At 35.4% G+C, this 13,250-nt stretch carries 11 protein-coding genes; 4 read left to right on the top strand and 7 right to left on the bottom strand.

Translation table 11 applies throughout. The features are described from left to right. Positions 1-8 precede the first annotated feature (8 nt). Both ACFZP3_RS06715 and ACFZP3_RS06710 read right to left on the bottom strand, forming a co-directional pair. Positions 9-596 carry an L-threonylcarbamoyladenylate synthase gene (locus tag ACFZP3_RS06715; protein WP_253309491.1) on the bottom strand — a complete coding sequence of 196 codons (588 nt, stop codon included), beginning with the start codon at positions 594-596 and terminating at the stop codon, positions 9-11. 118 nt (positions 597-714) lie between these two features. Beyond that, a complete protein-coding gene (locus tag ACFZP3_RS06710) occupies positions 715-1,185 on the bottom strand; it encodes a hypothetical protein (RefSeq protein ID WP_386086987.1) in 471 nt (156 codons plus the stop codon). 75 nt (positions 1,186-1,260) lie between these two features. Here ACFZP3_RS06710 and miaA point away from each other — a divergent pair, with 75 nt between their 5' ends. Then, positions 1,261-2,154, top strand: coding sequence for a tRNA (adenosine(37)-N6)-dimethylallyltransferase MiaA (gene miaA, locus ACFZP3_RS06705; protein WP_253309493.1), 894 nt, complete (start codon positions 1,261-1,263; stop codon positions 2,152-2,154). Positions 2,155-2,157: 3 nt separating this feature from the next. On the opposite strand, the gene ACFZP3_RS06700 is transcribed toward miaA, so the two are convergent. After that, positions 2,158-3,096, bottom strand: a complete 939-nt coding sequence (locus ACFZP3_RS06700) for a hypothetical protein (protein WP_386087118.1) — start codon at positions 3,094-3,096, stop codon at positions 2,158-2,160. A 257-nt stretch (positions 3,097-3,353) separates the two neighbouring features. Here ACFZP3_RS06700 and recG point away from each other — a divergent pair, with 257 nt between their 5' ends. Next, the gene (recG, locus tag ACFZP3_RS06695) at positions 3,354-5,393 is read left to right on the top strand and encodes an ATP-dependent DNA helicase RecG (protein ID WP_386086988.1); all 2,040 of its coding nucleotides are present in this window, start codon (positions 3,354-3,356) and stop codon (positions 5,391-5,393) included. A 112-nt stretch (positions 5,394-5,505) separates the two neighbouring features. Here the strand turns inward: recG and ACFZP3_RS06690 are convergent. From ACFZP3_RS06690 to murC, 4 genes are all read right to left on the bottom strand, one after another. Continuing rightward, positions 5,506-6,367, bottom strand: a protein-coding gene (locus ACFZP3_RS06690) for an IS630 family transposase (protein ID WP_386086489.1) whose coding sequence is annotated in 2 segments (ribosomal slippage) — positions 5,506-6,043 and positions 6,042-6,367 — 864 coding nt in all. Because the reading frame shifts where the segments join, the coding sequence is not laid out codon by codon here. A gap of 585 nt (positions 6,368-6,952) precedes the next feature. Then, entirely contained in the window at positions 6,953-7,975 is a 1,023-nt protein-coding gene (gene cgtA, locus ACFZP3_RS06685) for an Obg family GTPase CgtA (RefSeq protein WP_264688220.1), read from the bottom strand. Then, positions 7,963-9,228, bottom strand: a complete 1,266-nt coding sequence (gene eno / locus ACFZP3_RS06680) for a phosphopyruvate hydratase (protein ID WP_253309496.1) — start codon at positions 9,226-9,228, stop codon at positions 7,963-7,965. Before eno ends, cgtA begins: the two co-directional genes overlap by 13 nt. Positions 9,229-9,232: 4 nt before the next feature. After that, positions 9,233-10,756, bottom strand: coding sequence for a UDP-N-acetylmuramate--L-alanine ligase (gene murC, locus ACFZP3_RS06675; RefSeq protein ID WP_265016471.1), 1,524 nt, complete (start codon positions 10,754-10,756; stop codon positions 9,233-9,235). 26 nt (positions 10,757-10,782) lie between these two features. Between murC and ACFZP3_RS06670 the strand changes: the two genes are divergently transcribed. Both ACFZP3_RS06670 and ACFZP3_RS06665 read left to right on the top strand, forming a co-directional pair. Continuing rightward, positions 10,783-11,457, top strand: coding sequence for a septal ring lytic transglycosylase RlpA family protein (locus ACFZP3_RS06670; RefSeq protein ID WP_253309498.1), 675 nt, complete (start codon positions 10,783-10,785; stop codon positions 11,455-11,457). 363 nt (positions 11,458-11,820) lie between these two features. Then, positions 11,821-13,242, top strand: coding sequence for an AAA family ATPase (locus ACFZP3_RS06665; RefSeq protein WP_386086989.1), 1,422 nt, complete (start codon positions 11,821-11,823; stop codon positions 13,240-13,242). Positions 13,243-13,250: the final 8 nt, after the last annotated feature.

Here is a 13,250-nt window from a genome sequence, read left to right as displayed (position 1 = left end):
TATAAATCTTAGTTTGAAAATGCATTGGTTACTGTTTGTAATAAAATTGCACCTTCCCTTAAAACCTTAATCTTATCTTCGGTTAAGTCAATAATAGTAGATTCTATACCAGAAACTAATTCATCATCTTCAATCACTGCAGATAAATGTTGCTTAATGGATTGTGGTATATCGTCTGCCTTACATACACTTTTTTCTCCTGAAATATTTATACTAGTTGCAACTATTGGAACTTTCAGTTTGTTTAGTATTGAAATTGCAATAGGATGCTCAGGGATTCTGATGCCTATACTATCTTTAAAGAATTCGTTTGGCAATATATTATTGTTTTTAAGTGGTAAAATATAGGTAATCGGTCCAGGAGAAAAGTGATTTACTAAACCAATATACTTTTTCTCTAGCTTTGCTATTCTCATCAAGCTGCAAATATCACTAACAAATATAGACAGTGGTTTATTTTGAGAGCGTTTCTTTATCTGATATATTTTTCCTATAGATTCATTATTTAATGCATTACAAGCAAGAGCATACACTGTTTCTGTTGGAAAACACACTAACAAGTTGTTCTGTATTGCATTTATTATTTTAGATACCATATAGCTAAAAACTTATTCATAACAACTAGATCAGTTTTGTTGCATTGTATCTTATATAGTAACTGCTAGTTTTTGTGAACGCAATGCAACGCAGCTTACCATTTGTTATGCAGACTTGCTACAACCCAAACTCTTCATTGACTTTATCAACTATTGCCTGTGGTGGATCCTCTCCCCATCCTGAATACAAAATCTCTCCATAGTCTGCAACATCTATAGAGCCAGTTCTGCTTTTTGCTAGAAACATTTCTCTTTTCTCTTTATCAACTAATACATAATGCCACGCTGATTTTCCATGATCTTTACCACGGACTAAATATATAAGATCTGACCTACTTCTTTTTGTTGCATCAGCAAAAGATCTTTCATTGACAGTTCTGCTTTTACTTTTTATGCCGCCACTTTCAGAAAAAGCTTCCTTGGATTCGGTTTTTTTGTTTGCTAATTCAGAAATTCCCCCTTTTTCCCCTAATGCCCGTTCTTTGGTGTTTTGAGACGAATACTTACTGGAAAAACCTTCCCCTGTACCGCCAGGAGTCCTGTTTGTGAAACGCTTAATAAATGAATTATTGTTGTTGTTTTCTGCCATAAAAATCTCCAAACTTTAGATTGTAGGACCCAAATTTTTACTACACTCTATCATATGTTAATTAAATTAATATAAATGAAAAATAATATAGTAATTATTACAGGAATTACAGCTTCAGGTAAATCAGAATTGTGTGATAACCTGATAAAAAAATATAATAATATCAGCATAATAAATTGTGATTCAAAGCAGGTATATGAAGAAATTCCCATAATTACTGCTCAACCACTAAAGCAAGAAGAATTTTATAAATTATATGGTTATGTTTCAGCAAAAGAAAATTATTCCGTGGGTCTATGGTTAGAGGATTTAGAAAAAGAAGTTAATCACGCATTAGAAAATGCTCAAATACCTATCATCACTGGAGGAAGCGGGCTTTACATCAGCAGTTTAATCAAAGGCTTATCATCAATGCCACAAATAAGTCAGAAAGTAAGGAAAAATGTAAGCGAATTAAGGAAAAATTTAAGTAAAGAGGAGTTTTACAAATTAGTGCTAAGCAAAGATCCAAGGATTCAAGGTAAAGTATTCATGAATGACTCGCACCGCCTTTCAAGGGCACTTGAAGTTATCACTGAAACTGGTAAGACAATCTTTGTATGGCAAGAAAATAGACAGCCTCCTTTATTCGATAATTTTAAGATATATACAATTTTGCCTAAACGTGAGGATGTATACCAAAAAATAAATTCTCGTTTTATCAAAATGATCGAAAATGGAGCAATTGATGAAGTAAAAAAGCTACTTAGTATGAACTTAGCTCCACATTTGCCAGCTATGAAAGCACATGGAGTGCCAGAAATTGTAAAGTATTTGAAAGGTGAGATTACTTTAGACGAAGCGATACAGATTGCTCAAACAAACACAAGACACTACGCAAAACGCCAGTACACTTGGTTTAAAAACCAGTTCCCAAGTTCTGAAGTAATTGATTGTGCAAATGAGCTAACAGCGCTTGAAATATTTTAATTGTTATTTTCCAGGTGTATTTCCATGCTCATTGCTATGAATGGGCGGTTCCATATTTTCCAGATGGCTGTTTACTTCTAGTGGATTACCTAAACTATGTTCTATCTCTGCTTCAAACTTAAATCCTAACTTCTCGCAAAATTTCTGGAAATACTCTTTAATAATATCAAATAAATTTTTGCCATCAATTTTGTAATTTTTCAGTTCTCGAGGAGCAGTAAGTAACAATTTACCATCTTTATATGTTACATCATTTTTCTCATCTTGGAATGCAAGTGTAAACTCTAATGAGCTATTTATCTGACAAACTTCTTCTTCTGGATTATCAGATTTTACCGTAGGCACTGCCATCTCAGATTTGACTTTTACATGATTTGGATCAGTGCAATCAATAACTATTGTTTTTTGAGGACTTAGTAGCGTAAATTCGGACTGGCGAAATGCTTGAAAGAGAACATCAGTGAATAAAGTGCCTTCATACCCTGCTTGATTACAATTAGTAATTAGCTCTTCTAGAATAGAATCACTTGGAACTTTTGCTTCAGCATATTTAAACATTTCCTTAAAAACTTCTTTTGCAAACGGGCGATAATTTCTGGCTTCTTCCTTTAGTAATAGGTGAGCATACTCCTTGCCTAAATTGTAAAATCTCTCAAATTCCTTTTCATACTGGTCAGTTTTTTTATGATCAGGAGTATTGTCATTTTCACAATATTCGCTCCAAATTTTATCGAATTCACGTTGCTTAGCTCCTTCCATCAACGCACTAGTTAAAGTTTGGTCTATACTTTTACCATTAATAACAAAATCCATTCTATTGATGTCTTTATACATCTGTTCACCAGAGTTTGCTTCAGCATTATCTTTACCAGCTCTTAATTTGCCAAAATCAAACTCTTCTGCTTGAGCCCTTAATGTAACTACTGGATTGGTACTATTCATTTCTATCATAGACCTATTAACATCATAATTAATTATATCACAAATTATTAATAATTCAATAAAATACCTGCTATAAGCCCTATGATAGCAAATATAGTTAGGGGTAACTTAGGCTTACCGACAACCGTCATCCCGCTGCTTGTTAGCACCGCGGTGGTATGATATTAGAGAGCTGTGCTAGCTATAGTGCATACCTGACCATAAGGTGACAAGATTTTAAAAAGGCTCTATTATTGATAAACAGTTTTTACACATGTATGAATCTCAATGAGCAATTAGATGTGCTGGCTTTTCTAAATGGCAAGCTGGAAAATATGCTTAAGTTCCATTCCGCAATATTAACTAAACTCTGTGGTGGGAACAAAGTGGTGGACCTGCTGTTTTATAGGCCGCTTGGTTATATAGATAGAAGTAAGTCACTACTTGATACTCAAGTTGGAGAATTTACAACTTTCATGGCAAAAGTTTATGAGCATCAGTCGCCCACTTTTAGAGGTAGACCATATAAAATAGTCGTTGAAAGTGAGAGTCAGTATATATTCATAGTCTTTTTTAATCACTCAGTTAAGTATTTATATAAACTATTTCCAGTTGGAGCCTATGTAATCATCAGTGGCAAACTCGAAAAATTTGCTGAGCATTGGCAGATTACTCATCCAGATTACGTGTCGCTTGACATCAACCAATTTAAAGAAATAGCTCGCATAGAGCCAGTCTACCAATTATGCCGTGGCATTACCAATAAGAGCATTGGGAACATAATAAGCTCTAACCTGAAAGAATTGCCTGATTTGCCAGAGTGGATAGATGATACATTAATCAAGCAAAAAAAATGGCTAAGTTGGAGGGAAAGCATCATAAAGTTGCACAGACCAAGCTCATTGGCGGAAGCCGAGGTTTGTAGAAAAAGGCTTGCTTATGATGAATTGTTTGCGTATCAGCTAGCACTGAAACTTGCAAGAGAAAATCATGTAAAAAAAAGGGGAAGAGAATTTATAGTATTGAATAAATATAAAGAGCAAGTTTTAAATGAATTATCGTTTCAATTAACAAACGATCAAATTCGTGCAATAGATGAAATTTCAGAGAGGCAAAAATCCAAGTATCGCATGATGAGCTTGCTGCAAGGTGATGTTGGTAGTGGCAAAACCGTAGTTGCACTTTTTGCGATGCTAAATGTGGTAGAAAACAACATGCAGGTAGCTCTAATGGCACCGACTACTATCTTGGCGGAGCAACATTATAATTGGATTGAGGAAGTTTTATCCTGTACCGATATAAAAGTTGCGCTGCTTACTGGTAAAACTTCGCGCAAGGAAAGAAAGATTATCATGAACGAACTTGCAAGTGGTGTTTTAAATATAGTGATTGGCACCCACGCGTTATTTCAAGCTAACGTTACATTTAAAAATTTAGGGCTTGCAGTCATAGACGAGCAACAGCGATTTGGAGTGATGCAGAGAAATCGCTTGGTAGGAAAAGGAGAAAATGCCGATATACTTTTCGTTACTGCAACTCCCATTCCAAGAACCTTGCAGCAAGCTATGTATGGTGACGTTGAATGTTCAATTTTGAGAGAAAAACCAAAATCCAGATTGCCAATAAAAACTGTAACTATGAACATTAGTAGGGTGCCAGATGTTATTGAAAAGCTAAAAGGTGCTATAAACAGGGGCGAAAAAGCATATTGGATTTGTCCATATATAGAAGAAAACGAAGAGACCAATATTGCTGCAGCAGAGATGCGTTTTCAGGAATTACAAAAAACATTTTTTGATAGAGTCGGGATAATACACGGAAAATTGACTCAGGAGCAGAAAGATCAAGTTATGTTTTCCTTCAAAAGAAATGAACTTTCTTTGCTTGTTGCAACCACTGTGATAGAAGTTGGTATAGATGTGCCAGATGCAACCATTATGATTATAGAAAATGCAGAGCAATTTGGGTTATCGCAATTACATCAGTTAAGAGGCAGAGTAGGGCGAGGAAACAAGCCATCTTTTTGTGTATTATTATACGATAATTTAAGTAAAAGCTCATCTTCAAAGTTAAAGATCATGTGTGAGTCACAGGACGGATTTTACATTGCTGAAAGGGATATGATGCTAAGAGGCAGTGGAGATATTTTAGGCACAAAACAATCAGGATGTATGGAATTTAAATTTGCTGATTTATATCAGGACAAAGAGCTGCTCAATCTCGCGTATAATAACGCAAAAGGCGCAATGGCTAATTTTGAATTACTGCTTGATATATTTGAATATAGAAGTAGATTACATTTTTCAAAATTTCAGTAGGAAAACCAGGTAGCTCGCAGAAACGAATTAAATGCAAAAATTCCTTGACAAACTCCGCCAGCCCCCTTATCATGATAGTGAAGGTATTCAGTTATAGCTCTTCTCATAATAGTCAGAATAAAAAAGCAGAATCAACAGCTTGACGGAAAGACTTAAAAATAGGGATATTTTTTCTAGCTCTATTCTTTATAGCAAACCAATTATGCTCAATTTCGTTAAAGTCTGGAGAATATGGAGGAAGATAAAGAATTTCAGCACCAACTCCTCTAGCAAGATTATCTATTTTTTTAGATTTATGGAATGTAGCGTTATCAAGAATTACAGTTTGGCCAGACCTTAAAATTGGAGTTAAAAACTGCTCAAACCAAGCCTCGAAAACATCCTTATTGCAGTATCCTTCAAAGGTCAATGGAGCAATGATCTTCCTTTTATTTAGAGCTGCAATCATACTGACACGCTGAGTTTTTTTACCTGATTTTAATGAATGAAACCTCTCTCCTTTTCTGCAATATCCGTATGGGTAGTCTTCTGTATTATCTATTCCAGATTCATCAATATATACAAGATTTTCATGACGTTTTGTTGCTATAACCTTTAAAAATTGAGCTCGCTTTCCTTCATTTCTTTCTTTATATCCGTAGGTCTTTTTTTCTTGTAAATCCAATATTTTTAAGTGCGCGGTGAATCGTTTGTCGACTGATATTACCCCAGAGTTTAGCCATCTCTGACTGAGTTTTGCCACCATGGTTTTTTGCAAATTTGGTAAAAACATTCCAGTCAGTAATTTTATGGTTATATCCTACGCTTCCAGGCTTTTTTGACTGAAAATCTCCCGTTTCCTTACGCCTTTTCTGCCACTCATATAGAGTCGTTTTTCCAATTTTAAATCTCTCTGCAACAGTTGCTCTACTTTCTCCTTCATCCAATGCCTCCATTGCTTTTTTCCTTAAATCGTAACTATACGCTGCTGGCATACAAACCCCACTACCATAAATCCATATCTTAACTTGTTTGGATTATTATGAGAAGAGCTATATCTTCATCTGTACAGATTAAACAGCAAGAAAACAACGTAGTTGGCGTCTTATTTTTAATTTTTTGCACTATGTGCACCTTATGTCTTCACAACATTTCTGGGTTTTTACCTATATAAGCTGAAACGCGCTTATAAGTCGTTTAAGACAGTATAGTACGCCAATTTGCAGGATTAGAGAGTGACAACTAGCTAACACGGGATTTCTTTTGCCTTTTTTTCTGCTTAGTAAATTTCTTAAACATTTAAACTAAGGTTAGTTGCATTAAAAAGCAGCTGAGTCGCGGTTATTAGACGTTTAAAACATAAAAAAACGCCAATACTGAAAATAGACAATGACTAGGGCTTCTTTTGCCTTTTTTTTCGTTTGGTAAATTTCTTAAATATTTATAGCTAACATGAACTGGGCAGTGCGTCACGCGCTGACCATTTACTGTGCAAATCACCTTCAAAAACAAACGTTCGTACACATATATTCTAGTTATATGATAAAATAAATGAAAAACATCAATTATCTAAATGAAATTCACATCTTAAAAGGATCATATACATCGATTTCCTTAGAATTACTCTTTTTCAATTTTTCACTTAATAATCTTAAAATAGGCTGTAAATCACCATTAATTGATAAGCACAGCACTTCTTTATTGAGATAATTAGCTAGGTGATTCTTCTTTTCCAGAATTTCTGCTTCCCTCAATAAGTCGCATTTGTTTAATACTACAATCTCTTCTTTTTCAACAAGATCACTATTGTAAAGTTCCAATTCATTATGGATACAACTATAAGCCGAAACAACGTCATCGTGAGTTACATCGATTAAATGAAGTAAAATTTGACACCTTTCTATGTGCTTTAAAAATTTATGCCCGAGCCCAACTCCAAGGTGAGCATCAGTAATTATTCCAGGAATATCTGCTATTACAACTTCGCTATCATCCACTTTTGTCACACCTAAGTGGGGTCTTACGGTGGTAAATGGATAATCGCCTACTTTTGTATCGGAATTTGAGCAGCGAGTCAAAAATTTTGATTTACCTGCGTTTGGCATGCCAATAATTCCAACATCTGATAAAACTTTTAGTTTTAATAATACATGTTTTTCTTCGCCAGGCTGACCGTAAGTAAAATGTCTTGGTGCCTTATTAGTAGAAGATTTAAAATTAGTATTTCCAAGTCCACCTTTTCCACCCTGTGCTACTTGAAATTCCATACCAGGCTTGTCAAGATCTACTATTATCTCTTCACTTTCTTCATCAATTATTTGTGCACCGACTGGAACTCGAAGTATAACGTCTTTCCCTGCTGTGCCAGATCTATCCCTGCCTGCACCATTTTTCCCATTATCTGCTTTAATGTGTCTTCTATAACGAAAATGAAGCAAAGTGTTGAGATTAGCGTCGCTGATGAAAACTATGTTTCCACCCTTTCCTCCATTACCACCATTTGGACCACCAAATTCAACGAACTTTTCTCGACGAAAACTTGCACAACCGTCACCACCATCACCGGCTTTTAAGTACAATTTTACTTCGTCTATAAAACCCATGCTAACCCATGATAATATTTAGCATCTTTTCCTAATGTGCCTTCTATTCTCATTAGCTCGTTATACTTCGCGAGCCTATCAGAACGCGACAGCGACCCGGTTTTTATTTGCCCGCAATTTGATGCAACTGCTATATGAGATATTGTTGTGTCTTCTGTTTCACCTGAGCGGTGAGAAATAACAGCTTTGTAGTTGTTTGATTTTGCCATTTCAATAGCAGCAAAAGTTTCTGTTAACGTCCCTATTTGATTTGGCTTGATCAGTACAGCATTTGCCATTTTTTCTTCTATTCCTTTGCCTATTAGTTCACAATTTGTAACAAATAAATCATCCCCAACCAATTGAATTTTACTCCCCAATTTTGCAGTAAGTAATTTCCAACCTTCGTAATCGTCTTCACTCATTGCATCTTCTATAGAAATTATTGGATATCTTTCCACAAGACTACAATAATATTCAGTCAATTCTTTTGAAGTAAGCTCTTTATTTTCAAATTTGTAAATTCCATCTTCATAAAAAGTAGATGAAGCAACATCAAGGCCTAGTGCAAAATCACTTTGCGCTGAATAACCTGCTGATTCTATAGCGTATATGATCAAGTCAAGTGCTTCTTCAGTACTTTCAATATTTGGTGCAAAACCGCCTTCATCTCCTACGTTTGTGCTATAACCCTTTTTCTTAAGAATGCTACGTAAGTTGTGGAACACCTCCGCAGATATTCTGATTGCTTCACTGAAAGTCTCAGCACCGACCGGAAGAATCATGAATTCTTGGAAATCGAGCTTATTGTCTGCATGTACTCCACCATTAATTATGTTAATGAGTGGAACCGGCATCTGCTCTCCTCCCAAATATCTATACAACGGTATTTTGAAACTGTTTGCTGCTGCTTTTGCAACCGCAAGAGACACACCCAAAGTTGCATTTGCTCCAAGTTTAGATTTATTTTTTGTTCCATCTAGTTCAATTAATGCTTTATCAATTGCACTTTGGTTTGTTGCATCCATGCCAATGATTTCATTTGCTATCACTCCATTTACAGCTTGAACAGCTTTCAGCACTCCTTTACCACAATACCTTTTCTCATCTTGGTCTCTGAGTTCCAAGGCTTCTAATTTACCAGTTGAAGCTCCAGAAGGTACAGAGGCCCTACCTATTGCTCCATCACAGAGTTCAATTTCCACCTCAACAGTGGGGTAACCCCTGCTATCTAAAATTTCTCTTGCAAATACGTTGTTGATTATCTTATTCATCGCATTAAACCTTAACTTCCGCAATAAGTGCTGCAGTTTCCTTTGCCAATTTAGCTATATTACTACCAGCACCAATAAATAATACTATATCACCTGGACTTGTCGAATCACTAATAAAATGTGAAATGAGTAGAGCATCATTCATAATCTTTACATCATTAAACCCATTACTGATTAAAGCTTTTTGTATATCATCAATCCCACAACCAGGAATAGGCTTGTCTTCTGGGGGATGAATAGGAGTAAGGATTACATAGTCAAACATCATAAAGATCCTTATGAATTCACCAAAAAAATTACGAACGCGAGCAAAACGAAGTGGTTCGATAATTCCTATTACTTTTCCTTTAGTAATCGAACGTGCAGCCGTTAAAGTTGCATATATTTCATTTGGATGATGGGCATAATCCTCAATTAACTTAACACCTTTAATATTGGCAATCAAAGAGAATCTTCTTGCTACTCCTTGAAATTCCAAAAGGCCTTTTTTAATCTCTGCATTGCTAATCCCGAGCTTTATCGCAACTGATATTGCAGCCAAGGCGTTACTCATTTTGTGAATACCTATTGCGTTTGATAGTACTATGTTTTTTAAAGGGCTGGATCCCAGTGTCACGCACTGGGATGACAGAGGGTGATGGGATGACAGAAGGTGATGGGATGACACCTGCTTTTTTGTCATGCAAGTAGCTGATGCTGGAATCCAGTTGTTCAACACGTCAAATTCTATGCTGTTAGCATGCTGTTTAATGTTGCTGGCTCTTATGCTACCATTCTCAAACCCAAACGTTATAGAATTACTCGCATCATAATTAATGCCTACAGAATCAGGCAAAACTGCAAAACCTGCTTTGCTTATAAACTGAGAAAACGCATTTTTAATATCGTCGAATGTACCATAATGATCCATATGATCGTCGTTAATACTCGTTATGACAGCAATATTTGCAGGAATTTTTAGCATGGTTCCATCAGACTCATCAGCTTCGATTAAAAAAATGTCACTCTTTCCAAGTCTTGAATTACTCTGATACGAATTTAGTATTCCTCCTACAATTACAGTCGCATCAATGCCAGAATGATCAAAAATAGAAGCAATCATAGCCGTTGTTGTCGTCTTTCCACTTGAACCTGAAACTGCTATCACATATTTATCTTTCATAATTTCAGCAAGTATGTCTGATCTATGCAAAATGGTTTTATTGTTATTTCTCGCTGTTACTAACTCCACATTATCAGATTCTATCGCAGAAGAATGTACAACTATTTGAGCTTGGCTTATATTATTAGCATTGTGACCAATAAAAACCTCTATGCCCAGCCTTTGTAATCTATCTACATTGTTGTTTGATTGTGCATCACTGCCTTGAACTTTGTAATTGGAATTGTGAAGAATTTCAGCAATGGCACTCATTCCGATTCCACCTATACCAATTATATGTATTATTCTTTTTTGAGTTTTGTTAATATTTAGCAGTAGATGTTTACTCATTACTAAATTTATTATAGTATAATTTAAAATCCTCATAGTATCGAACCCTCTTACCGAATACAATGATAAAAAACCTAGCCTTCCTATGTCTAATATTTGTTTTGATAAGTAGTTGCAGTTTTAGCAACAGGTTTAATTGCACTGCAGGTCATTATAAAATTGGCTGCAGCTACACAATAAATGGTATAACTTATTATCCAAAAAACTGTAAACACTATGAAGAGATAGGGATAGCGTCGTGGTATGGAATAGAAGATCATGGCACGCTTACAGCAAATGGTGAAGTGTTTAACCGTCACTTGATCTCTGCAGCGCATAAGACTTTGCCCCTACCCTGCTTTGCTCTTGTCACTAATTTAGAAAATGGAAGAAAGCTTGTTGTAAGGATTAACGATAGAGGGCCTTTTATTGAAGGCAGAATAATAGACTTATCAGAAAAAGCAGCTCAAGTCTTAGGATTTCATAAAGTAGGGCTTGCAAAGGTAAAAGTCCAATACCTAAGAAAGATGTCAGAACAATTGATACAAAATACTCCTCATTACAGAAAGCAATATGAAAAAGAAATGCAGAAACGTCACCCGAAACAAGACAGTGCAGAAAGTAAGGGATATGTTGCATTTTTTAAAAGTGCTCAGGCTGCTAAATCAGCTGCATCAAAGCTTCGCAATCAAGGAATAAAAAATGTTAGATTGCTTTTTAAGAACGATCAATATTGCGTGAAAGTGAGTTATAGGTAGTGGTGAGTGCAGAATTCGAAAGATTTGGTTAATGTAAGAAACGCTGGCTAACTATTATAAGTTAAAAATGTGATATAAAAAAGATATCAACAATTTATAGCTATACCGCCGCGGCGCTAACACGTAGCGGAATGACGAGTTACTATACCACCGCGAACCGTCATACCGCCGCGAACCGTCATACCGCGATTCATTCGCGGTATCGCAGCATAGATTCCGCTAACACGTAGCGGAATGACGGTTTTTCAAATTGTCGTAAGTCAGTTTAGCTATAGCACTATAGAGACAAAGATCGAAATTTACTTATTTACGTCTCCAATTTTATTGTGTATAATGGAGACAAAGATTTATATTTTGTATTTTATGTCTCCATCATTTATTGGTAGGCAAACCGAGTTGAAGCAACTGCTGGAGCTTACGGAAAAAAACACTGCATCTTTTGTAGTAGTCAAAGGAAGGCGTCGTATAGGAAAAAGTCGTTTAATTCAAGAGTTTGGTAAACATTTCGAACAACATTACTCATTTGCAGGTTTGCCACCAGAAAAGCATACTACAACATCCCACCAACTTAATGAATTTTCTAGACAAGTTGCTAGACAATTTAATACATCTTTTGCTAGATATGACGACTGGAGTGACTTACTATGGGCAGTTGGTGAACGTTTACTATCTGGCAAAATATTATTGCTCCTTGATAAAATTTCTTGGATGGGCTCAAAAGATCCAACTTTTTTAGGCAAAATAAAGAATTTTTGGGATACACAGCTAAAAAATAATAACAAGCTAATTTTTGTTGTCTGTGGATCAGCTTCATCCTGGATTGAAAAAAATATACTTAGTAGTACTGGTTTTGTAGGAAGAATATCGTTGACTTTAACACTCGGGGAGTTATCACTTTCTGATTGCAATGAATTTTGGCCAAAAAATATTTCAGCATACGAAAAGTTTAAGGTGCTTGCAGTAACCGGTGGAATTCCAAAATATTTAGAAGAGGTAAATTTTAAACATGGTACTGAAGAAAATATTAAAAAGCTTTGTTTTACAAAAGGTGGGTTTTTAGTTGAGGAGTTTGACCAAATATTTTCAGATCTATTCATGCGAAAAACAGCTTTTTATAAGCAAGTAGTGAGAGCTCTTTCTACTGGAGCTAAAGAACAGGAAGAAATTTGTACTGCTTTAAATATTGCAAGACACGGACGCATTTCTGAGTATCTATATGAGCTCGAGCTTGCCGGTTTTATTGCAAAGGATCACACTTGGGATATAAAAACGGGTACTGATTCACGACTCAGGAAGTACAGACTTCAAGATAATTATTTAAGGTTTTATCTAAAATATATTGAAAAAAATCTAGGAAAAATTAATCGCGACACCTACTCTATAGGGTTACTTACATCTCTACCAGAGTGGCATACAATTATTGGACTTCAGTTTGAAAATTTGGTGCTTAACAATAGAAAGAGCATACATAATATCTTGAGAATTGATGGAATAGTAAGCGAAAATCCATTTTTTCAGAGGAAGACAGGTGCTGGTTGTCAAATTGATTACATGATTCAAACAAGGTTTAACACTCTCTACATTTGCGAAATCAAATTTTCAAAAAATAAAATCGGTCATTCAATAATACAAGAAGTACAAAAGAAAATAGATACACTAAAGCGTCCAAAAGGCTTTTCATGTCGTCCAGTCCTTATTCACGTTAACGGTGTGAGTGATGACGTTATAGATAGTGATTACTTTTCAAACATAATTGATTTTGGAGAATTATTGAATTGTAAGTAATTCTTGCT

It is taken from the genome of Wolbachia endosymbiont (group A) of Norellia spinipes (assembly GCF_964273535.1).
The sequence above is the reverse complement of the archived record's forward strand: the minus strand, read 5'-3'. Positions and strand labels throughout refer to the sequence as shown.